Origin of the sequence: Streptomyces naganishii JCM 4654, assembly GCF_014650575.1 — a bacterium.
GTDB lineage: Bacteria > Actinomycetota > Actinomycetes > Streptomycetales > Streptomycetaceae > Streptomyces > Streptomyces naganishii.
The window spans coordinates 20,845-42,464 of record NZ_BMVF01000029.1; the positions used below are offsets into that span (position 1 = coordinate 20,845).

The 21,620-nt window shown below is 74.7% G+C and carries 21 protein-coding genes; 12 read left to right on the forward strand and 9 right to left on the reverse strand.

Going from position 1 to position 21,620, the window contains the following annotated elements; translation table 11 throughout:
• Positions 1 to 181: 181 nt before the first annotated feature.
• The 4 genes from IE217_RS32655 to IE217_RS32670 all read right to left on the reverse strand — a co-directional run bounded on the left by IE217_RS32655 (position 182) and on the right by IE217_RS32670 (position 3,488).
• Entirely contained in the window at positions 182 to 901 is a 720-nt protein-coding gene (locus IE217_RS32655; RefSeq protein WP_190181565.1) for an LmeA family phospholipid-binding protein, read from the reverse strand.
• A 153-nt stretch (positions 902 to 1,054) separates the two neighbouring features.
• The gene (locus IE217_RS32660; protein WP_190181566.1) at positions 1,055 to 2,311 is read right to left on the reverse strand and encodes a hypothetical protein; all 1,257 of its coding nucleotides are present in this window, start codon (positions 2,309 to 2,311) and stop codon (positions 1,055 to 1,057) included.
• Positions 2,312 to 2,314: 3 nt separating this feature from the next.
• Positions 2,315 to 2,569 (reverse strand): MoaD/ThiS family protein, encoded by a 255-nt coding sequence (locus IE217_RS32665; protein WP_190181567.1) that lies wholly within the window; start codon positions 2,567 to 2,569, stop codon positions 2,315 to 2,317.
• Positions 2,570 to 2,618: 49 nt separating this feature from the next.
• On the reverse strand, positions 2,619 to 3,488 hold the full coding sequence (locus IE217_RS32670) for an alpha/beta hydrolase (protein ID WP_190181568.1): 870 nt from the start codon (positions 3,486 to 3,488) through the stop codon (positions 2,619 to 2,621).
• A 220-nt stretch (positions 3,489 to 3,708) separates the two neighbouring features.
• On the opposite strand from IE217_RS32670, the gene IE217_RS32675 reads away from it, so the two are divergent.
• The 7 genes from IE217_RS32675 to mshD all read left to right on the forward strand — a co-directional run bounded on the left by IE217_RS32675 (position 3,709) and on the right by mshD (position 10,602).
• A complete protein-coding gene (locus tag IE217_RS32675) occupies positions 3,709 to 4,539 on the forward strand; it encodes a response regulator transcription factor (RefSeq protein ID WP_190181569.1) in 831 nt (276 codons plus the stop codon).
• Positions 4,540 to 4,699: 160 nt separating this feature from the next.
• Positions 4,700 to 5,722 (forward strand): LacI family DNA-binding transcriptional regulator, encoded by a 1,023-nt coding sequence (locus IE217_RS32680; protein ID WP_190181570.1) that lies wholly within the window; start codon positions 4,700 to 4,702, stop codon positions 5,720 to 5,722.
• Between the two features lie 147 nt (positions 5,723 to 5,869).
• Entirely contained in the window at positions 5,870 to 6,928 is a 1,059-nt protein-coding gene (locus tag IE217_RS32685; protein WP_190181571.1) for a S1C family serine protease, read from the forward strand.
• 62 nt (positions 6,929 to 6,990) lie between these two features.
• Complete coding sequence (locus IE217_RS32690) at positions 6,991 to 7,230, forward strand: hypothetical protein (protein ID WP_190181572.1); 240 nt, start codon at positions 6,991 to 6,993, stop codon at positions 7,228 to 7,230.
• A gap of 144 nt (positions 7,231 to 7,374) precedes the next feature.
• Entirely contained in the window at positions 7,375 to 8,115 is a 741-nt protein-coding gene (locus IE217_RS32695; protein WP_190181573.1) for a response regulator transcription factor, read from the forward strand.
• Positions 8,112 to 9,578, forward strand: coding sequence for a HAMP domain-containing sensor histidine kinase (locus IE217_RS32700; RefSeq protein WP_190181574.1), 1,467 nt, complete (start codon positions 8,112 to 8,114; stop codon positions 9,576 to 9,578). The genes IE217_RS32695 and IE217_RS32700 overlap by 4 nt, the downstream gene beginning before the upstream one ends.
• Positions 9,579 to 9,681: 103 nt before the next feature.
• Positions 9,682 to 10,602 (forward strand): mycothiol synthase, encoded by a 921-nt coding sequence (gene mshD / locus IE217_RS32705; RefSeq protein ID WP_190181575.1) that lies wholly within the window; start codon positions 9,682 to 9,684, stop codon positions 10,600 to 10,602.
• Here mshD and IE217_RS32710 read toward each other — a convergent pair.
• Genes IE217_RS32710 through IE217_RS32730 form a run of 5 tightly spaced genes read right to left on the reverse strand, consistent with a single transcriptional unit; the run spans position 10,559 to position 15,228 of the window.
• Positions 10,559 to 11,257 carry an ABC transporter gene (locus IE217_RS32710; protein ID WP_229865808.1) on the reverse strand — a complete coding sequence of 233 codons (699 nt, stop codon included), beginning with the start codon at positions 11,255 to 11,257 and terminating at the stop codon, positions 10,559 to 10,561. The two genes, mshD and IE217_RS32710, sit on opposite strands and share 44 nt — an antisense overlap.
• Positions 11,254 to 12,867 (reverse strand): ABC transporter permease, encoded by a 1,614-nt coding sequence (locus IE217_RS32715; RefSeq protein ID WP_190181576.1) that lies wholly within the window; start codon positions 12,865 to 12,867, stop codon positions 11,254 to 11,256. The genes IE217_RS32710 and IE217_RS32715 overlap by 4 nt, the downstream gene beginning before the upstream one ends.
• Positions 12,864 to 13,742, reverse strand: coding sequence for an ABC transporter ATP-binding protein (locus IE217_RS32720; protein WP_190181577.1), 879 nt, complete (start codon positions 13,740 to 13,742; stop codon positions 12,864 to 12,866). The genes IE217_RS32715 and IE217_RS32720 overlap by 4 nt, the downstream gene beginning before the upstream one ends.
• Positions 13,739 to 14,692, reverse strand: a complete 954-nt coding sequence (locus IE217_RS32725; RefSeq protein ID WP_229865811.1) for an anti-sigma factor — start codon at positions 14,690 to 14,692, stop codon at positions 13,739 to 13,741. The genes IE217_RS32720 and IE217_RS32725 overlap by 4 nt, the downstream gene beginning before the upstream one ends.
• Positions 14,689 to 15,228 carry an RNA polymerase sigma factor gene (locus tag IE217_RS32730; RefSeq protein ID WP_190181578.1) on the reverse strand — a complete coding sequence of 180 codons (540 nt, stop codon included), beginning with the start codon at positions 15,226 to 15,228 and terminating at the stop codon, positions 14,689 to 14,691. The genes IE217_RS32725 and IE217_RS32730 overlap by 4 nt, the downstream gene beginning before the upstream one ends.
• Before the next feature lie 111 nt (positions 15,229 to 15,339).
• Here IE217_RS32730 and IE217_RS32735 point away from each other — a divergent pair, with 111 nt between their 5' ends.
• The 5 genes from IE217_RS32735 to IE217_RS32755 all read left to right on the forward strand — a co-directional run bounded on the left by IE217_RS32735 (position 15,340) and on the right by IE217_RS32755 (position 21,620).
• A complete protein-coding gene (locus IE217_RS32735) occupies positions 15,340 to 15,750 on the forward strand; it encodes a GntR family transcriptional regulator (protein WP_190181607.1) in 411 nt (136 codons plus the stop codon).
• Positions 15,747 to 16,652: an ABC transporter ATP-binding protein gene (locus tag IE217_RS32740; RefSeq protein ID WP_190181579.1), complete on the forward strand. Its 906-nt coding sequence runs from the start codon at positions 15,747 to 15,749 to the stop codon at positions 16,650 to 16,652. The genes IE217_RS32735 and IE217_RS32740 overlap by 4 nt, the downstream gene beginning before the upstream one ends.
• On the forward strand, positions 16,649 to 17,722 hold the full coding sequence (locus IE217_RS32745; protein ID WP_190181580.1) for an ABC-2 membrane transporter-related protein: 1,074 nt from the start codon (positions 16,649 to 16,651) through the stop codon (positions 17,720 to 17,722). The genes IE217_RS32740 and IE217_RS32745 overlap by 4 nt, the downstream gene beginning before the upstream one ends.
• Positions 17,723 to 17,929: 207 nt before the next feature.
• Positions 17,930 to 20,215: an RNA degradosome polyphosphate kinase gene (locus IE217_RS32750; protein ID WP_229865813.1), complete on the forward strand. Its 2,286-nt coding sequence runs from the start codon at positions 17,930 to 17,932 to the stop codon at positions 20,213 to 20,215.
• Complete coding sequence (locus IE217_RS32755; RefSeq protein ID WP_190181581.1) at positions 20,196 to 21,620, forward strand: CHAD domain-containing protein; 1,425 nt, start codon at positions 20,196 to 20,198, stop codon at positions 21,618 to 21,620. The genes IE217_RS32750 and IE217_RS32755 overlap by 20 nt, the downstream gene beginning before the upstream one ends.

Here is a 21,620-nt window from a genome sequence, read left to right on the forward strand (position 1 = left end):
AAGGCGGACATGTCACCGGCGTGTCATATGACGAGACACGATCGTCCGGATGATGAGATGCGATGAGGGTTCGGGGTGCCGCCGTACGGCCGCCGGGCCCTCACTGGGGTCACCGAAGCCGCGCTACGGACGCGACCGTCTCGCCAGTCGGACGGACGTTCACCGTCCACCGGCGGTTGTCCTACCCGGCCAGCCTGACGTTCGAACCCTTCACCGTGATCTCCACGCCGTTCTTCGCCGCCCGCACCGAGTCCAGCTGGAAGCCGCCGGGCAGCTGGTCGACGGCCTGCTGGAAGTCGGTGATGGCGCGGATGCGGCTCTCGAGCAGCGAGATGCCCGCGAGCTTCGGCAGCGAGTCGGCGTGCACCTGCACCTTGTTGTTCGTCACGGACACCGAGCTGAGCACGGGGATCCGCTGCCCGGCGATGCTGACGGTGACCTTGATCTTGCCGTTCCCGCCGTCCGAGAGGCCCACCACCCGGGCCTTGAAGCCGAACCCGATGTCGGTCGGCTCCGACTTCGCCGCCTTCAGCAGCTCGTCGTAGGCGATGGTCGCGGTGCCGGTGGCGTCGGCCGCCGTGGCCGAGCTGTAGTCGCCGGAGAACCGCACGCCCTTCATGTCGGCCTGGAGGTCGTCGATGCGGATCTTCTGCGAGCCCCTGCCGGTGGCCGCCTCGTAGTCCTTGATGCCGACCTCGACGTCGTCCAGCTCGCCGCTCGCGACCTGGGTGAGGAAGGGGAAGCCCTTGATGGACACGTCGGGCGTGCTCGCCAGGTTCTCCGTGGTCTTCAGCTTGTCGGCCGCCTGGCCCTCCGCGAAGTGCACCGCGACCCGGTCCACGACCACGAACAGCACGCCCAGGATCACGACGACGATCAGCAGTACTCGCAGCGCGCGCATGTGGTGTTTTCCCCCACCTCGGCGGTCGGCGACGACCGGGCGGCCGTCCCGCTCGCGAGCGTAACTCGCGCGGGAAGCAGGGCCGCCGGATTGTCGATCACCTGTGACAGGGCCGCCCGCGGCCCGCCGGCCGGAGGCGGCCGGCGCCGGGGGCTATCCCAGCGCCCGTCCCAGGACCCACACCACCGGCGCGGCGGCCGACAGCGGCAGGGCGACGCCCGCCGTGAGGTGCACGAAGCGCGAGGGGTAGTCGTAAGCCGCCACCCGGTGGCCCACCAGGGCGCACACCGCCGCGGCCGCGCCGAGCAGCGCGCCCTTCGTGCCCAGGCCCGTCATCCCGCCGGCCGCGATGCCCGCGCCCGCCGCCGCGAGGACGGCGACCACCACCGAGGCCGGCGTCGGCAGCGGAAGCGCACGCGCGAGGACGGCCACCGCGACCGCCGTGGCGCCGACCGCCACCGCGTCCGCGCGGGCCGCGAGATAGCCGGTGGCGATGATCGCCAGGGCCGCGGCGGCGACGGTCGCCATCAGGCCGTACATCCGCTCGTCGGGGTCGGCGTGCGAGCGCAGTTGCAGCACCAGGGAGAGCAGCACCCACGCCCCGAGCGTGCCGAGGATCGCACCCGGGGCGTGCTCGCGGCCCGCGCCCAGCACGGCGGCGTCGGCGGCCAGCGCGCCCGCGAAGCCCAGGGCGATGCCCTGCCGCGCGGGCCACATGCCGTTCAGCCGGAACCAGCCCGCGGCCGTCACGGCCTGGAGCAGCACCAGCGGGACGAGCAGCGCGTACGTGCCGAGCTCCGCCGTGCCGGCCAGCAGCAGGCCGAGCAGCGCGGTGAGCGCGGCGGGCTGCATGCCGGGGTCGATGATCGGCGAACGCCCCTCGGCACGCGCCCGCTGGGCGTCGGTGACGCGGGCGTTCCCGGCCAGGGTGGCGGGGCCGTAGGCGGCCTCGCCGTCGCCGGCCGCTTCCGGGGCGGTGGCGGGTGGCGGGGCCGTGCCGACGGGCGCCTGGGGCGGTGCGTAGGCAGCCGCGGGCGCCTGGACCTGCGGCTCGTGGTGGCTCAGCGGGGGCATGTACGCCGTCCCGGCCGCGGCGGCGGGTTCGACGGTCCGCCCGTGGGTCTGGGTGTCCCAGGTCTGCCCCTGCCACTGCTGCGTGTACTGCTGGGCCGCCTGCGGGTCCTCGTACGGCTGCTGCTGCCCGGGCCAGGCGTGCGGCTGCCCCTGCGGGTGGTGCTGCTCGCCGTAAGCGGCCTGCGGGTACTGCTGCCGGCCGTGAGGGGCCTGCGGGGCCTGGCCCTGCGGGTACTGCTGCGCGTAGGGGTCGTGACCCTCGTACGGCGGCTCGTGGCGTGGGTAGGTCTCGTACGGCTCATGCGGCTCGTACGGCTCATACGACCGGTCGGTCATCGCTCACCCTCCTGCGAACGGCGGGAGCACCTCGACCGTGCCGCCCTCGGTCAGCCGTACCGTCTCATGCCCGCGCGTGCCGACGGGGTCGCCGTCGATCAGGAACGAGCAGCGCTCAAGGACGCGCACCAGCTCGCCCGGGTGCTTCTCGCGCACCGCGTCGAGCGCCTCGGCGAGCGTCCGCGCCTCGTACGGCTCCTGCGCGGTCCCGGCCGCGGCCTTCGCCGCCGCCCAGTAGCGCACCGTGACCTCAGCCATCCCGTTCCTCGAGTCGTTCGGCAGTGAACCGGCAATGAACAGGTTCAGGCTAGCCCGCCTGTGCGACCGCCCAGCGCGCGATGCGGTCCAGCAGCTCCTCGGCGGCCGCGTTCTCGGCGTGGCCCATGCCCGCCTCGATCCACAGTTCGGCGTGGTCACCGGCGGCCGCGGCCAGCATCCGGGGGTGGTCGAGCGGGAAGTAGCCGTCCCGGTCGCCGTGCACGATCAGCAGCGGGGCGGGCGCGATGCGCGGGACCGCCTCCACCGGGGAGAGCGGCACGGGGTCCCACTCGCGGTGGTGGATGCGGGTGCGCAGCCCGTAGCGGCTCACCAGCCGGCCCTCGGGGCGCATGACCAGCCAGTGGAGCCGGCGCATGGGGGCCGTGCCCCGGTAGTACCAGCGGGCGGGGGCGCTCACGGAGACGACGGCGTCCGTGCGCGCTTCCGCACGCCCCCTGGGCTCCGTGGCCCCCGCGGGCCGGCCGGCGCCGCCGTACAGCGCCGCGTGCCGCAGCACCACCGAGCCGCCCATGGAGAACCCGGCGGTCACCACGCGGGCGTGCCCGAACCCGCGCGCCCAGGTCACCGCCGCCGCCAGGTCCAGCACCTCACGGTCGCCCACCGTCGAGCGCCCGCCGGAGGCGCCGTGGCCGCGGAAGGAGAACGTGACCACCGCCCCGTACCGCGCGAAGGCACGCGCCACCCGGCGCACGTGCGGCCTGTCCAGATCGCCGGTGAAACCGTGTGCGATCACGAACACGGGAGCCGTCGCGCGTTCGGCCGCTCCCCGTTCGTACAGGGCGTCGATCGCCACCCCGTCCGCCGTGCGCAGGAACGTCCTGACCCGCCCCGGCGCGGCCGTCTCACTCCCCGGGACGATCGCCGAACGCGCCACATGACCTGCCGATCCCGTGCTCATGTCGGCTATTCTGCTGGGAAGAGGACTCGGGCAGCGCAGCCCCCGGGTCCTTTTGTGCTTTCACAAGCGTTGTATACGACGCGGGAAACCGCAGGTGAACGCGGGAGACCGCAGGTGTACGGGGACCGCAGTACGTCCTCGCAGGGACCGAGGAGGAACCGAACGCCATGGGCGAGCGAACCGTGCACGAGCCAAGGACGATCCAGGCAGGTGGGACGCGATGAGTTCACTGCTGCTCCTGACCAACGCGCTCCAGCCCTCCGCGGAGGTGCTCCCCGCGCTCGGCCTGCTGCTGCACAACGTGCGCGTGGCTCCCGCGGAGGGGCCCGCGCTCGTCGACACCCCGGGTGCCGACGTGATCCTCGTCGACGGGCGGCGCGACCTGCCGCAGGTGCGCAGCCTGTGCCAGCTGCTGCGCTCCACCGGGCCTGGCTGTCCGCTGGTCCTCGTGGTGACGGAGGGCGGTCTCGCCGCCGTCACCGCCGACTGGGGCATCGACGACGTGCTGCTCGACACCGCGGGGCCGGCCGAGGTGGAGGCCCGGCTGCGCCTGGCCATGGGCCGGCAGCAGATCGTCAACGACGACTCCCCCATGGAGATCCGCAACGGCGACCTGTCCGTGGACGAGGCGACCTACAGCGCCAAGCTCAAGGGCCGCGTGCTGGATCTCACGTTCAAGGAGTTCGAGCTCCTGAAGTACCTCGCCCAGCACCCGGGCCGCGTCTTCACCCGCGCCCAGCTGCTCCAGGAGGTCTGGGGGTACGACTACTTCGGCGGCACCCGGACCGTGGACGTGCACGTACGGCGGCTGCGCGCGAAGCTCGGCCCCGAGCACGAGTCGCTGATCGGCACCGTGCGCAACGTCGGCTACCGCTTCGTCACGCCCGAGAAGGCCGACCGCTCGGCCGGAGAGGCGAAGGCCAAGGCGGCCCGCCCGAAGGCGGAGGGCGCTCAGGGCGCGGAGGGCTCTCAGGGCGGGGACGCGGCGCCGGCCGCTTCGAGCACCTCGGGTACCTCAGGCGCTTCGGAGACTTCGCGGTCCAGGGCGTAGCCACCGCGCCACGGCGGGTCACGTGTGCGGTACCGGTGTCGCACGGATGCGCCATGAGGCGCACGGATGTGCGGGCAGGCGTTGCGCTCGCACATCCGGGCGCCCATCCAAGACGTGATACGCCCTGCCCGGAGCGGATCCATCCGCGTAGACTCCGCGCGTGGCCAAGGTGACTCGGGACGACGTGGCGAGGCTGGCGGGGACTTCCACCGCCGTTGTGAGCTATGTCATCAACAACGGACCCCGGCCGGTCGCCCCGGCCACGCGCGAGCGTGTCCTCGCCGCCATCAAGGAACTGGGGTACCGGCCCGACCGCGTCGCCCAGGCGATGGCCTCGCGGCGCACCGACCTCATAGGGCTGATCGTCCCGGACGCCCGCCAGCCCTTCTTCGGGGAGATGGCGCACGCGGTCGAGTGGGCGGCGGCCGAGCGCGGCAAGATGGTCCTCGTCGGCAACTCCGACTACGTGGGCGAGCGCGAGGTCCACTATCTGCGGGCCTTCCTCGGCATGCGGGTCTCCGGCCTCATCCTCGTCTCGCACGCGCTGAACGACCTTGCCGCGGCCGAGATCGACGCCTGGGACGCCCGCGTGGTGCTGCTGCACGAGCGGCCCGAGGCCATCGACGACGTGGCCGTGGTCACCGACGACCTCGGCGGCGCCCAGCTCGCCGTACGCCACCTGCTGGAGCACGGCTACGAGTACGTCGCCTGTGTGGGCGGCACCGCCGACACGCCCGCCGTGGGCGACCCGGTCTCCGACCACGTCGAGGGCTGGCGGCGCGCCATGGACGAGGCGGGCATCCCCACCGAGGGCCGCCTCTTCGAGGCGCCGTACAACCGCTACGACGCCTACCGGATAGGCCTGGAGATCCTCTCCGGCCCGGACCGCCCCCCGGCGGTCTTCTGCTCCACCGACGACCAGGCGCTCGGCCTGCTGCGGGCCGCGCGCGAGCTGCGCATCGACGTGCCGGGCGAGCTGGCGGTGGCCGGGTTCGACGACATCAAGGAGGCGGCACTGGCGGACCCGCCGCTGACCACGGTCGCCTCCGACCGCTCGGCGATGGCCCGCGCGGCCGTCGACCTGGTGCTGGACGACGGGCTGCGGGTCGCCGGTTCGCGGCGGGAGCGGCTGAAGGTGTTCCCGTCCCGGCTGGTGGTCCGCAGGTCCTGCGGCTGCGCGTAGCGTCCGCCGGCCGGCGTCCTCGTGCTCGGCCGGCCAGTATCCCGGTGCTGGACCGGCCGGGATCCTTATATCGGGCATACGAGGTTCTGTCGGGCTTCTCAGCGGGGACTCAGGAAGCTCTCATGATCACGGGACACTCTCTTTGTCATGACCGAGAGCATCCGCCGCAGCGGCGAGTACGAGTACCCCCAGGGTGACGGGCAGGCCCCGTCCGCGTACCAGCAGCAGCACGCCTCCGCCCCGGTGAACCCGGAGTGGCCGCCCCCGCCGGCGTACGCCCCCGGTTACGCGGACCCGGCCGGCGCCGCACCCGCGCCCGTGCCCGCTGCGAAGAAGCGGATGACCAAGGGCCCCGCGGCCCTGCTCGCCGCCGTGGCGATCGCTGCCGCGGCCGTGGGCGGCGGCACCGCGTTCGCCTTCCAGGAGCTGACCGGCAAGGACACGGTCGCCTCCAGCAGCACCAGCACCAACGTGGTGCCCTCCAGCCAGCGGGGCAGCGTCGCCGCGATCGCCAAGGCGGTCAGCCCGAGCGTCGTGGAGATCACCGCGACCCTGAGCAACGGCACCTCGACCGGCTCCGGCGTGATCGTCGGCAGCGGCGGCGAGGTCGTCACCAACAACCACGTCATAGCGGGCGCCACCTCGGTCAAGGCGCGGACCAGCGACGGCTCGTCGTACACCGCGCGGGTCGTCGGCACCGACAGCTCCAAGGACCTGGCCCTGGTCAAGCTCCAGGGCGCCTCCGGCCTGAAGCCGGCCGCGCTCGGCGACTCGTCCGGGGTGGCGGTCGGCGACCAGGTCGTCGCCATCGGCTCCCCCGAGGGGCTGACCGGCACCGTGACCAGCGGCATCGTCTCCGCGCTCAACCGGGACGTGACCGTGTCCACCGACGAGAACCAGGGGCAGGGCCAGGGCGGGGACGGCCAGTGGCCGTTCCAGTTCGGCGGCCGCCAGTTCAACGGCGACACCGGCTCCTCCACGACCACCTACAAGGCGATCCAGACCGACGCGTCCCTCAACCCGGGCAACTCCGGCGGCGCGCTGATCGACTCGGCCGGCAACGTCATCGGCATCAACTCCGCGATGTACTCGGCCACCGCGAGCTCGGACTCCTCCAACGCGGGCAGCGTGGGCCTCGGTTTCGCCATCCCGATCAACACCGTCAAGTCCGACCTCGCCAAGCTGCGCTCCGGCTCGCAGAGCTGAGCCGGCGCAGGCGACAGCAGGGGGGCCAAGGGCAGTACCGCTCGCACGACGAGGAGAACGCCATGATCCAGCAGGTTGTGCACGAGAAGGCCGAGACCGCCGACGCGACCCTCCCCCGGAGCGTCGCCCTGGCCCTGGCCGTCGCCAAGGAACTCCACACCCCCGAGTCCGCCCCGGCCGCCCGCGCGGACCTCCCCGTGCCCGAGGTCCCCGCCCCCCAGCTGATGGGCCTGCGCACCTCCCCCGCGCGCATCCACCGCCACAAGGTGCCCCTGGGCCGCCTGACCGCCATGGCGGTGTGAGCGCGCGCCCGGCGGCGAGGTGAGCGCCGGGTCGACGTGAGCGCCGGGTCTCCGCCCGGCCACCCTGAACGTGCGAGGCTGAGAGCGTCCCGGCCCCCCCGGCCGGGACCGACCGGCCCCCGAGCAACCGAGGAACCACGACCGATGAGCCCCGCCGACGGCGACCGTGACCGTGAACCGCAGCGCATCCTGATCGTCGACGACGAGCCCGCGGTGCGCGAGGCGCTCCAGCGCAGCCTCGCCTTCGAGGGCTACGGCACCGAGGTCGCCGTGGACGGCGCGGACGCCCTGGACAAGGCGGGCGCGTACAAGCCCGACCTGGTCGTCCTCGACATCCAGATGCCCCGCATGGACGGCCTCACGGCGGCCCGGCGCATCCGCGGCGCGGGCGACACCACCCCGATCCTGATGCTGACGGCCCGCGACACCGTGGGCGACCGGGTGACCGGGCTGGACGCGGGGGCGGACGACTACCTGGTCAAGCCGTTCGAGCTGGACGAGCTGTTCGCCCGCATCCGCGCGCTGCTGCGCCGCAGCTCCTACGCGGCCGCCGTGGCCGGCGCCGTCGAGGAGGACGACGCGCTCACCTTCGCCGACCTGCGCATGGACCTCGCCACCCGCGAGGTCACGCGCGGCGGCCGGCAGGTGGAGCTGACCCGTACGGAGTTCACGCTCCTGGAGATGTTCATGGCGCACCCGCGCCAGGTCCTCACCCGTGAGCAGATCCTGAAGGCCGTCTGGGGCTTCGACTTCGAGCCCTCCTCCAACTCCCTGGACGTGTACGTCATGTACCTGCGCCGCAAGACCGAGGCGGGCGGCGAGCCGCGCCTGGTCCACACCGTGCGCGGGGTCGGGTACGTCCTGCGGCAGGGCGGCGCCGAGTGAGCAAGGTCGTACGCCGGTTCCGGTCGCTGCCGATCCGGTCGCGGCTGGCGCTGCTGGTCGCGGTCGCGGTGGCGTTCGCGGTGGCGGCGGTGTCGGTGGCGTGCTGGTTCATCGTGAAGGGGAAGCTGTACGACCAGGTCGACAACGACCTGCGCAAGGCCGCCGTCATCCGGGGCCCCCAGCAGAACGACATCCTGGACGCGTACAACAACTGCGTGCAGAACCCGCAGGACACCCTGCGGGCCGTGCGCGCCACCTACTACTCCCAGGTGGTCAAGGCGGACGGCACCGCCTGCCTGTTCGCCATGTCGGCGGGCAAGGTCAGGGTCACCCACGCCGACGAGGAAGTGATCAGGAACGCGCCCAGCGGCCAGGGCATCATCCGCGACGGCGTCGCCGACGACGGCAGCGCCGTACGGGTGCTGACGCGGCCGGTGGTGCTCAGCGACCCGATCGCCCAGACCAGCGTCAACACCGCGCTGCTGGTAGCCATCCCGCTCAAGGGCACCGAGTCCACCCTCAACGACCTGGCGCTGATCCTGCTGCTGGTCTCCGGCATAGGGGTGCTGGGCGCCGGCGCGGCGGGCCTCGCGGTGGCCCGCGCCGGGCTGCGGCCCGTCGACCGGCTCACCGAGGCCGTCGAGCACGTGGCCCGCACCGAGGACCTCTCCATCCGCATCCCCGTGGAGGACGACAGCGAGGACGAGGTGGCCCGGCTCTCCCGCTCCTTCAACTCCATGACCTCCGCCCTGGCCAGCTCCCGCGAGCTCCAGCAGCAGCTGATCGCCGACGCGGGCCACGAACTGCGCACCCCGCTCACCTCGCTGCGCACCAACATCGAACTGCTCACCCGCAGCGAGGAGACCGGCCGCCCGCTGCCGGAGGCCGACCGCAAGGCCCTGCTCGCCTCGGTCAAGGCCCAGATGACCGAACTGGCCGCGCTCATCGGCGACCTCCAGGAACTGTCGCGCTCGGAGGGCCAGCGGGGCGAGCGCCTCCAGGTCGTCGCCTTCCACGACACCGTCGAGGCCGCCCTGCGCCGCGCCCGGCTGCGCGGCCCCGAACTCACCATCACCGCCGACCTGGAGCCCTGGTACGCCCGGGCGGAACCGTCCGCGCTGGAACGCGCGATCGTCAACGTCCTGGACAACGCGGTGAAGTTCAGCCCCGAGGGCGGCACCGTCGAGGTCGCCCTGTCCCGGGGCGTCCTCACCGTCCGCGACCACGGCCCCGGCATCCCCGCCGACGAACTCCCCCACGTCTTCGACCGCTTCTGGCGCTCTCCCAGCGCCCGCGCCCTCCCCGGCTCGGGCCTCGGCCTCTCCATCGTCGCCCGCACCGTCCAGCAGGCCGGCGGCGAGGTGACCCTCTCCCGGGCCGACGGCCCCGGCACCGTGGCCACCATCCGCCTGCCGGGCGCCCCGACCCCGCCTCCCCAGGGCCCCTTCGCCACGGGAGCCTGAGCCGGCCCGCCGTCGCCCACGCGGTGAACCGAGGGGCCCGCCTTGGGGAGCCGTAGGCACGCGGGGCGGGAAAGGATTGCCGGGGGCCCGTAGTCTCGTACGCATGACCAGCGACAACACCGCGCCGATCGCCCGGTCGATCGAGACGCGTTCCGAGCTGTCCGAGGAGCAGGCCGAGGCCGTGCTCGCACTGCTGAGCGCGGCCGCGCGTGACGACGGGCGGCAGGCGGTGTCCGAGCAGGGGCGGTTGCAGTTGCGGGGCGGCGCCCGTGCGGGCGTGTCCCATCTGCTGCTCACCGCGGACGGCGAACTCGTCGGCTACGCGCAGCTGGAGGACACCGACCCGGTGGAGGCGCCCGCCGCCGAGCTGGTGGTCCACCCGGCGCACCGCGGGCGCGGGCACGGGCGGGCGCTGGGCTCGGCGCTGCTGGCCGCGTCCGGCAAGCGGTTGCGGGTGTGGGCGCACGGCGGGCACTCCGCCGCCCGGCACCTGGCGCAGGTCCTCGGGCTCACGCTCTTTCGCGAACTGCGGCAGATGCGGCGGCCGTTGGCCGGTCAGGACCTGCCCGAGCCGGTGCTGCCGGAGGGGGTGACCGTACGGTCCTTCGTGCCCGGCGAGGACGACGCCGAGTGGCTCGCGGTGAACGCGGAGGCCTTCGCGCACCACCCCGAGCAGGGCTCCCTCACCCAGCGGGACCTCGACGACCGCAAGGCACAGCCGTGGTTCGACCCGCGCGGGTTCTTCCTCGCCGAGCGCGAGGGGCGGCTGGCCGGCTTCCACTGGACCAAGGTGCACGAGGAGGAGCGGCTCGGCGAGGTGTACGTCCTCGGGGTGCGGCCCGGGTTCCAGGGCGGCGGCCTCGGCAAGTCGCTCACCCTCATCGGGCTGCGGCACCTCGCCGGGCAGGGGCTGCCGACGGCGATGCTGTACGTCGACGCCGACAACAAGGCCGCGGTGTCCGTCTACGAGCGGCTCGGCTTCACGACCTACGAGACGGACCTGATGTACCGCACGGAGACCTGACGGCCCGGCCCGCGAGGAGGCGGTGGCCGGTGAGCGGCTCGGGTACGCAGACCGCCCACACCAGCGCGGCCACCACCAGGATCGCCGCCCACCAGCCGTGCGCGGCCGTCCAGTTGGCGTCCTGGAGGCTCACCAGCGGGCTCCAGCGGTCCGGCAGGAGCAGTACGGCGGCCGTCAGGGCGAGCAGGCCGCGCGCCGCGCCGGTGCCGGGGCACGGCTCGGCGCGCAGCCGGACCGAGGCGGCCGCCAGGGCCAGTGCCGTCCCGGCGATTCCGGCCGCCTCCAGGCTCACCGCGCCGGACGGTGGCCGGGACCCGGCCGGCAGCAGGAGCAGCGCGGCCGTCCACCACGCCGCCAGCGGCGGTGCCACCAGGGCCAGGCGCAGCCCGGCGCGGACGGGCCGCCGTACCGGTACCGCCTCCGTGGTGCGCCGGGCCGGGTCGTCCAGCAGGAACGCCAGCCCCACGCCCGCGACGAGCGCCGCCAGGCGCAGCAGCGACAGGCCGAGGGCCGTGTCGCCGGTCCCGCCGGACAGCGGCCGGGCCGCCGCGACGGGCAGCCAGCCCAGTGCGCCCGCCGCCGCCAGCGGCCGCCACGGCAGCGCGTGCCACACCGGTGGCAGCAGGGCGGCCGGATACCGGAGCCTTCGCGTCACTCCTCGCACGTGTCCTCGCCCTTCGCGCCGTTCGCCGCGTCCGGGACGCCCAGGATCGTGGCCACCCGTGCCGTCGACACGCCCGGACCCGTCAGCTCCGTCCAGTGGGCCTTCACCGCCGAGGTGACCGACTGGGCGGGCCGGTCGAGCAACGCCCTTACGACGTCGGTCTGTTGTGCGCTCATCCGCAGGCCCTGGGTGGGGCTGAGGACGTAGGCGCCGCCCTGGTCGCTGTCGTCGATGCGGACGTCGCGCAGGGTGGCGAGCGGGTCGGGGCCGGCGCCGAGGGCGAGCCACATGGTGGTGACCACCCGGCCGTCGCACACCGCGGCGCCGGCCTTCTCGTCGCCCGCCACCAGGACGGAGGCGAGTCCGACCGCGTACTCGGGGACGCGGTTGCCGCCCCAGCGGGTGCCGACGGTGACGGCGCCGGGCGCGGTGAGGGGGGCGTGGTTGGCGTCGCCCTCCAGGCCGTAGCGGGCCTCGACGCGCTGCCGCACGGTCAGCGGGCGGGTGGTCGCGGTGCCGCCCGCAAGGGAGCGGACGCGTTCGGTGGTCCGTGCCCAGGCGGCGGTGCGGCCGGTCCACTCGGGCAGGGCGCAGTAGGTGGTGGCGCCCCGCTCGGTGCAGTTCTCGCTCTGTTCCGGGTGGTCGGAGACGCGTACGCGGGCGGCCTCCAGCGCCGCGGACGGGCCCGGCGACTGGCCGGCGATCCCGGCGGCCGTGGCGAGGAGCGCCACGCCGGTCAGCACCTTGACGCGCAGTCCGGCGCGGGCGTCCCGGCCCTTGCCGAGCAGCAGCGCCGCGCAGAGCAGGAACGCGGTGAGGCCGGCCAGGTACAGGGCGTGCCAGGCGGCGGGGCGGCCCACCAGGTCGGAGGGCATCGGGTCGGCGCCGGTCTCCTCGACCACGGGGGACAGCCACTGGGACCAGTGGGCGCCGTCGGCGAGGTCCAGGACGTAGGTCGCGGCGACGTAGAGGGCGACGGCGAGGAGCGGGCCGGCGAAGGCGGAGGGGATCAGGCGGGCCAGCAGCACGCCCGCGACGCCGAACAGCAGCACGGTCAGCGGGGTCACCGCGAGTTCGAAGACCGAGCCGTGGCCGACCGCGCCGGGGCTGAGGGCCGCCCAGGTGAAGCGCACGGCGACGACCAGGGCAGTGAGCAGCGCGAACGGGACGATCGCCAGCGCGTGCGCCAGCGTGCGCCGCCAGGGCTCCATGACCAGCGTGTCGAAGTACGGTTCGGTGCCGCGGCCGTGGGCGCGCAGGGCGGTGCGGTTGGCGCACACGAACAGCGCGAGGCCGAGGAGCGTGGCGCCGCTCTGGGTGGCGCGGTCGGCGTCCTGGAGGGCGGGGTAGTCGGCCATGCCCTCGCGGCCGGTGAGTTCGTGCCAGCCGGGGTGGCCGGAGTACAGGCGCCAGGCGGTCGCGGCCACGTAGACCAGGAAGGCGGCCAGGACCGGCAGGTAGGTGAGGAGTTCGCGGGCCTCGAAGCGGGCCAGGGCGAGGACGGCCCGCGCGCGCGTGGGCCCGGGGACGGGTGCGTCGGGCTGAGGTGGCCGCGGGGCCGGCGCGGAGGGCTGTCCGGAGACGACTGTGGTCGTGGTCATCGGGCCGCCTCCGTCCCGGTGTCGTCGAGGGTGAGCAAGTAGCCGTCCTCCAGGGTGGGTTCAAGGAGGTCGGCGCCCTCGGGCGGATCGCCGACGTTGCGGAACGCGCCGGTGGCCGTGCGCCAGCCGGCGCGTGCGCCGGGGTCGCGTTCGGGGCTGCTCCAGACCCGTCCGGCGGCCCGCGCGGTGAGTTCGGCGGGGGTGCCCTCGAAGCGGACGCGGCCGCGGGCGAGGACGATCACGCGGTGGCAGAGCATCGCCACGTCCTCGGTCTGGTGGGTGGACAGCAGCACGGTGCGGCCCTGGCCCGCGCGGGTGACCAGGTCGCGGAAGCGCATCCGCTGCTCGGGGTCCAGGCCCGCGGTGGGCTCGTCCAGGACGAGGAGGCGGGGGTCGCCGACCAGGGCGGCGGCCAGGGCGACGCGCTGGCGCATGCCGCCCGACAGCCGCTTGATGCGCTTGCCGCGCACGTCGGCCAGGTCGACCTCCTCCAGTACGCGCCGCACCTCGCGGTGGCGGGCGGCGCGGTCGGTGAGCTCCTTGAGGATCGCGACGTAGTCGACGAAGGCGAAGGCGGTGAAGTCAGGGTGGAAGCCGGGGTTCTGCGGGAGGTAGCCGAGGGCGCGGCGCAGCGTGAGGCGGCCCGCGGCGGTGCCCGGGTCGTGGCCGAGCGCGGTGAACGCGCCCCGGTCGGCGGGCACCGCGGTGGCCAGCACCCGCAACAGGGTGGTCTTCCCGGCCCCGTTGGGACCGAGCAGGCCGGTGATGCCCTCCTGAAGGCGCAGCGACACGTCGTCGAGGACGGCCGTGCCGCCGTAGCGGAGGGTGAGCCCGGAGGCGGAGACGGTGGCGGTGCCGGTACTGGTGACGGTCACAGGGTGCTCCCGTGGGAGTGGTGGGTGAAGGCGGGGGCGACCGAGTCGAAGCGGTTGCGCAGGAGGAAGAGCAGGCCGGTGGCGAGGGCGGCGACGGCCGCCGCGGTGCCCTGTCCGGCCGCGGTGAAGGGCGGCAGGGGACCGTCCCCGTGCCGGGTCGTCACGGTCACCATCAGGAAGACGACCCAGCCGCCGCCGGTCAGCGCGGGCGCGAGGACCGGCCCGAGGCGGGGCATGAGCGCGAGGCCGGTGGCGGTGAGGGCGAGCGCGGGCAGCAGCCAGGCCAGGGCCGCCAGCCCGTATCCGGGCAGGGCGAGGGTGGCGAGGCCGTTGACGCCGAGGCCCACGGCGAGCACGGCGACCGTGCGCAGCAGCACCAGCCGGAACCCGTGCATCGGCGCGACGACGGCCATCTCGTACGTCGGGTCGAGCGCCGGCCCGTACGCCAGCGCCACGCCCGCGAGCGGCAGCAGCGGGGCGAGGGCGAGGAACAGGGTGGGCGAGTCCGGGGTGCGCAGGGTGTCGGCCGCGGCGGCGGACATCACCAGCACAGCGGTCACCGCGAGCAGCCAGGAACGGCGCAGTACGGGCGTGGCCGCCAGCAGGCGCGCGGTGTGGTCGGCCATCCCGAGCCGTACCAGCAGCCCCTCGAGGAGGCCGGGCCGGGGCGCGTCCAGTTCGGCGTCCAGCCGCTCCCAGGCGGCGTCGAGCGCCACCGGGTCGGCGAGCGCGGCGAGCCTGGACCGGCACTCGGCGCACCCGGCGAGGTGCGCGTCGGCGGACCACAGCAGCGGCGGTGTCAGCTCGCCGCGCTCGTACGCCCGCAGGTCCCCTTCGCCGAGATGCCAGGCTCCGGCCCCACGGGGACCGATGCGGTCACGGGCGCCGCGGCCGGTGTCGTCACGGGCGCCGCGGCCGGTGTCGCCGTGAGCGTGGGTGTCGTCGTTCATGCCAGCGCCTCCCGGAGTTGCTTGCGGGCGCGCAGGGCCCGTGTCTTGACGGTGCCGGGCGGGATGCCCAGCAGGACGGCGGCCTCGCGGGTGGTCAGCCCGTCGACGACCGTCGCCTGGAGGACGGCCCGCAGTTCCGGCGAGAGCCGGGTGAGGGCGCCCGCGAGGTCCCCGTGCTCGACCCCCGCGAGCACGCGTTCCTCGGCGGACGCCTCGTCCCGGTGGCGCAGGCGCGCCAGCGCCTGGCGCAGCCGGCCGCGCGCGCCGTCGCCGCGCAGCGCGTCGATCAGCCGGCGCGCGCCGACGCGCCACAGCCACCCGGCCACGTCGCCGTCCTCGCGGTAGCGGGCCTTGCCGCGCCAGATGGCGAGGAAGGTCTCCTGGACGACGTCGTCGACCATCGCGGGATCGGCGCAGCGGCCGCGCAGCCGGGCGGTCAGCCAGGGCGCGTACCGCCGGTACAGCTCCTCGAAGGCGCGCCGGTCCCCGTCCGCCGCGGCCCGCAGCAGCTCGCCGTCGCTTCTTGTTGTGCTCACGTCTCCTCATCGGACGGGCCGGGCCGTTCGGTTCACCCGGTGGCGCTTGACTTTCCGGATCATCTTCCACCACCCTTTCACTACTCAATTAGTGAAAGGGTGGTGGACCGGGTGCTCGAGTACCGCATCGACCGGCACAGCGGCGTGGCCACCTACGTCCAGATCGTCCAGCAGACCAAGCAGGCCCTGCGCCTGAAGCTGCTGGAGCCCGGCGACCGGCTGCCCACGGCCCGCGAGGTCGTGGAGGCGACCGCGATCAACCCGAACACCGTGCTCAAGGCGTACCGCGAGCTGGAGCGCGAGGGCCTGGTGGAGGCCCGGCGCGGCCTCGGCACCTTCGTACGGCGCTCCCTGGGCACCGCGCCCACCGACGACTCCCCGCTGCGCGCGGAGCTGGACGGCTGGGCCGCTCGGGCGCGCGAGGCCGGGCTGGACCGCGACGACGTGGCCGCGCTCTTCACCGCCGTACTCGACCGACACTTCGCCGCGCGCGAAGAGCACCTTCAGGGAGACGCGTCATGACCGACACCGGCACGGCCCTGCGAGCCGCCGGGCTGGGCAAGCGATTCGGCCGGAGCACGGCGCCCTGGGCCCTGCGCGACTGCACCCTGCGCCTGCCCGCCGGCCGCGTGTGCGCCCTGGTCGGCCCCAACGGCGCCGGCAAGTCCACCCTGCTGGCGATGGCCGCCGGGCTGCTGGCCCCCACCGAGGGGAGCCTGACCGTCCTCGGCGAGCACCCGGCGCACGCCCGCCCGCGCGTCGGCTACGTCGCCCAGGGCAAGCCCCTCTACCCGCAGCTCACCGTCGCCGACACCCTGCGCGTGGGCGCCGACCTGAACCCCGGGCGGTGGGACGCGGCGAGGGCCGAGCGGATCGTCGCCGCCGGGGACCTCGACCCGCGGGCCCGCGTGCGCACCCTCTCCGGCGGCCAGCGCACCCGCGTCGCCCTCGCCCTCGTCCTCGGCAAGCGGCCCGGACTGCTGCTCCTGGACGAGCCGATGGCCGACCTCGACCCGCTGGCCCGGCACGAACTCATGGGCACCCTCATGGCCGAGGCCGCGCAGCACGGCACCACGATCGTGCTGTCCTCGCACGTGGTCGCCGAGCTGGAGGAGTCCTGCGACCACCTGCTGCTCATCGGCGGCGGACAGGTCCGCATGGCCGGCGACATCGACGACCTGCTCGCCGCCCACGTCCGCGTCACCGCCCCGGCCGCCGACGCCGACCTGGGCGGCCACACCGTCGTGGAGTGCCGTACGACCGGCCGCCAGCTCACCGCGCTGCTGCGCCCCGGCGGCCCGCTCCCCGAGGGCTGGCGCACCTTCCCGCCCTCCCTGGAGGAACTCGTCCTCGCCCACCTGCGCAACCCCCAGGCTCCCGCCCTCACGCCCGCCCCGGCGCAGTCCCAGGAGACCCACGCATGACCACCACGACCGCCCCCGCGCCCACCGCCCAGGCGGCCGGCCGCCCCGCCGGACGGCCGCGCCTGGTCCCGTGGCTGCTGCGTCTGCACCGCCCCGCGCTGTACGTCTGGGCCGGGCTCGTCCTCGTCCTGGCCGCCGCGCTGGCCTGGCTGTGGGGCCCGCTCACCGACGCCGCGGCGGCGGCCTGGCGGCAGTACGACGCCTGCGACATGAACACGCGCTGCTCCTACGACCAGGACGCGATCCTGCGCTACAAGGACGTCTACGGCTACACCACGTTCGCGGTCACCGCCCTGCCCTTCGTGGTGGCCGCCTGGTCCGGCGCGGCCCTGTTCGGCCGCGAACTGGAGAACGGCACCGCGCGGCTGGCCTGGGTCCAGTCCGTCTCCCCCGCCCGCTGGCTGGCCGCCAAGCTGGCCCTGCCGGCCCTCCTCGTCGCCGGCGGCACGGGCGTGCTGGTCACGCTGCACCACCTGGCCTGGACGGCCGGGCGCGGAAGGATCGACACCGCCAAGCCCTGGACCGACGACCTCACCCTGCACGCGGGCGGCCCGACCACCGTCGCCTTCGCCCTGGCCGGCCTCACCGCCGGCGCCCTGGTGGCCCTGCTCTCGCGGCGCGCGCTGCCCGCGCTCGCGCTGGCCCTGTGCGTGACCGGCGCCGTCCGGGCCGCCGCGTCCTGGGCCCTGCCCCACCTGTGGCCGGCCGTCGTCCACCGCTCCGGCCTCGGCACGGGATACACCTCCGGCGGCCTCGAAGTCGAACACGGGCTGATCACCACCGGCGGCGCGCACATCGCCGACCCCGGCTGCGGCCCGACGACCATCGAGGAGTGCCGGCGGCTCTACGCCGATCTGCACGCCACCGCCTTCTACACCAGGACGCACCCCTACTCCCACTACTGGCCGCTCCAGCTCACCACCACCGCCCTGGTCCTGGCCCTCACCGGCCTGTTCGTACTGGCCGCCTTCCGCGTCCTGCGCCGCACCACGGGTCCGGCGGCCCCGGCCGCCGGGGACACCCGGGCCGAGGCCGCCAAGGGCACCCCGGCCCGCGCCGGAAGAGCCTGACACGGCGGGGGACGCCTCCCTGCGGGCCGTCCCCCGCTGTCCCGCACGTCATGTCGCCGTAACCGCCGGTTCAGACGGGCTTGCGACGCTCCACCAATGAAGCCCGCCGCGCCCGAGCCCGTGCCGCCTCCCGAGGCAGTCGCCGACGTGCTCCCGCCCGCGCTCTCCGACGCGCCCATCCGGCTGCTGACGCGGAAGAATGGGTCCATGAGCCAGCCAGACACCCAGGCGCAGGCCCACCCGTCACCCGCCACCGCCCTTGGCGGAGGCCCTGCGGGCCACGCGAACATTCAGAACCCCCAGCCCTCCGTGGGCTCCATCGCCGCGCACCGCCCGCACACCGTGGCGGCCACGGTCTCCGACCTGGAACCGGACATCGACGCCGACCTCGACGGCTACGACGAGTCGCAGGCGGACGGGGCCCAGCTGCCGCAGGGCCGCTTCCTCGACCGGGAGCGCAGCTGGCTCGCCTTCAACGAGCGCGTCCTGGAACTCGCCGAGGACCCGAACACGCCCCTGCTGGAGCGGGCCAACTTCCTCGCGATCTTCGCCAGCAACCTGGACGAGTTCTTCATGGTCCGGGTCGCCGGCCTCAAGCGCCGCATCGCCACCGGCGTCGCCACCCGGTCCGCCTCCGGGCTCCAGCCGCGCGAGGTGCTGGAGATGATCTGGGCCCGCTCGCGCGAGCTCATGGCCCGGCACGCCGCCTGCTACCACGAGGACGTCGCCCCGGCCCTCGCCGAGGAGGGCATCCACCTGGTCCGCTGGGGGGAGCTCGCCGAGAAGGAACAGGCCCGGCTCTTCACGCTGTTCCGGCACCAGATCTTCCCCGTGCTGACCCCGCTGGCGGTCGACCCCGCGCACCCCTTCCCGTACATCTCCGGCCTGTCGCTGAACCTGGCCGTCGTCGTACGCAACCCCGTCACCGGCCACAAGCACTTCGCCCGGGTCAAGGTGCCGCCGCTGCTCTCCCGCTTCCTGGAGAGCTCCCCCGGCCGCTACGTGCCCATCGAGGACGTCATCGCGGCCCACCTGGAGGAGCTCTTCCCGGGCATGGAGGTGCTGGAGCACCACACCTTCCGGCTCACCCGCAACGAGGACCTGGAGGTCGAGGAGGACGACGCCGAGAACCTCCTCCAGGCCCTGGAGAAGGAGCTCATGCGGCGCCGCTTCGGGCCGCCGGTGCGCCTGGAGGTCGAGGAGTCCATCGACCGCGAGGTGCTCGACCTGCTGGTACGGGAGCTGAAGATCAGCGAGGCCGAGGTCTACCCGCTGCCCGGCCCGCTGGACCTCACCGGCCTCTTCCGCATCCACAGCCTGGACCGGCCCGAGCTGAAGTACGCCAAGTTCGTCGCCGGCACCCACCGGGACCTCGCGGAGGTGGAGTCCGCCTCGGCGCCCGACATCTTCGCCGCGCTGCGCAGCCGGGACGTGCTCCTGCACCACCCCTACGACTCCTTCTCCACCTCCGTGCAGGCCTTCCTGGAGCAGGCGGCCGGCGACCCGGACGTGCTCGCCATCAAGCAGACCCTGTACCGGACCTCGGGCGACTCCCCCATAGTCGACGCGCTCATCGACGCGGCCGAGTCCGGCAAGCAGGTCCTCGTCCTGGTGGAGATCAAGGCCCGCTTCGACGAGCACGCCAACATCAAGTGGGCGCGCAAGCTGGAGGAGGCCGGCTGCCACGTCGTGTACGGCCTGGTCGGTCTGAAGACCCACTGCAAGCTGTCGCTGGTGGTCCGTCAGGAGGGCGACACGCTGCGGCGCTACAGCCACGTCGGCACCGGCAACTACCACCCCAAGACCGCCCGCCTCTACGAGGACCTGGGCCTGCTGACGGCGGACCCGCAGGTCGGCGCCGACCTGTCCGACCTGTTCAACCGGCTCTCCGGCTACTCCCGCCGCGAGACCTACCGCCGTCTCCTGGTCGCCCCCAAGTCCCTGCGCGACGGGCTGGTCGCGCGGATCAACAAGGAGGCCCAGCACCACCGCTCCGGGCGGCCCGCGTTCATCCGCATCAAGGTCAACTCGATGGTCGACGAGGCGATAGTCGACGCCCTCTACCGCGCCTCCCAGGCCGGCGTGCCCGTGGACGTGTGGGTGCGCGGGATCTGCGCGCTGCGGCCGGGCGTGGCCGGGCTGTCGGAGAACATCCGGGTCCGCTCGATCCTCGGCCGCTTCCTCGAGCACTCCCGCGTGTTCGCCTTCGGCAACGGCGGCGAGCCCGAGGTGTGGATCGGCAGCGCCGACATGATGCACCGCAACCTCGACCGCCGTATCGAGGCCCTGGTCCGGGTCACCGACCCCGCCCACCGGGCCGCGCTCAACAGGCTGCTGGAGACCGGCATGTCCGACGGCACGGCCTCCTGGCACCTCGGCCCGGACGGCGAATGGACCCGGCACGCCACCGATACGGACGGCCAGCCCCTGCGCAACATCCAGGAGATGCTCATAGACGCCCGGAGGCGCCGGCGTGGCACAGCGACACCCTGACCCGACGGACACCACGGCCGGCCCCGTGCCCGCCGACGCCCTCGCCGGCTATCTGCGGGCGCAGGCGACCGAGTTCCTGCGCGCGCTGCGTCTGCACCGCGAGAGCGGCGGCGGGAACGGCCACGGCAACGGCACCGTGGAGTCCGCCGACGCGGCGCGCGCCCTGCGCCACTCGGCCCGCCGCATCAGCGGCAGCCTGCACACCTTCCGCCCCCTGCTGGACGAGAGCTGGTCGGAGGACCTGCGCCCCGAACTGGCCTGGCTCTCGGGCACGCTGGCCCGCGAACACGCCTGCCAGGCCCGCCTGGACCGCCTGCTCCTGGCCCTGCACCGGCTGTCGGGCACCCCGGCCCCGCCCGGCCTCCCGGCCCAGGCGCCGGGGCACTGGGGCGCCAACGGGCGCGGTGGCGCGGGCAGCCCGGGCGCCGAGCGCGGCAACCCGGGTCCGGGGTGGGGCGACCCCGGTGCCGGCCGTGCGGGCGCGGGCTCCGGGCGCGCCAACCCGGGCACCGGGCAGGGCGGCTCGGGCGCCGACCACGGCAACTCCGGTCGCGGACAGGCGAATCCGGGCCCCGAGCCCGGCAACGCGGGCCCCGCGCGCGGCGGCTCCGGCGGCGACCGCGGCAGCGCCGGCTCCGCTCCCGGCCGGGGCGGCCTCGGCCTGGGCCGCGACGACTACGTCCTCGACTACGGCAACTCCGCCCGCGGCCAGGGCGGACCGGGCCCCGACCGCGCCGGTCCCACAGCCGACCGGGGCGCCCCCGCCGCCGCCCCCGCCCGGGGCAGTCTCGCCGCCGGCGCGGTCAAGGCGGGCGCGCTGCTCGACCGGCAGCTCACGCTCGCCCGTACCCGGGCGCACTCCACCGCGCTCCAGGCGCTCGGCTCCAGCCGTTTCCACGCCGTGGCCGACAAGGTCGCCGTACTCGCCAGCGACGTGCCCCTCGCCCCGGCCGCCGCCGGCGCCGACCTGCGCGCCCTGGCCGCCGCGGCCGAGGAGCGCCTGACCGACGCGGTGGCCGCGCTGCCGCTGGTCACCGCGGGCAGCCCGTACAACGCCGCGGCCCTGGTCCACGGCCTGTCCCCGGACCCCGCCCCGCACCCGCAGGACGCCCCCTGGCACCAGGTGCGCCTGCTGCTGCGCCTGCACCGCTACGCCCGCGAGGTCCTGCACGGCGGGCCCGCCGCCGTGGACGTACGGCTGCTGGCGGCCGGGCGGGCGCTCAACCGGCACCGCGACGCCGCCGAGGCCGCCGCGGCCGCCGCGTCGGCGGCCCGCACCCCGCGGATCGCCCCGGCGACGGCGTACGCGCTGGGCGTGCTCCACGCCGACCAGCGGCACGAGGTGGAGGCCGCCCGGTACGCCTTCCAGCGGTCGTGGCAGACGCAGGCGGTCGGCGCCAACTGA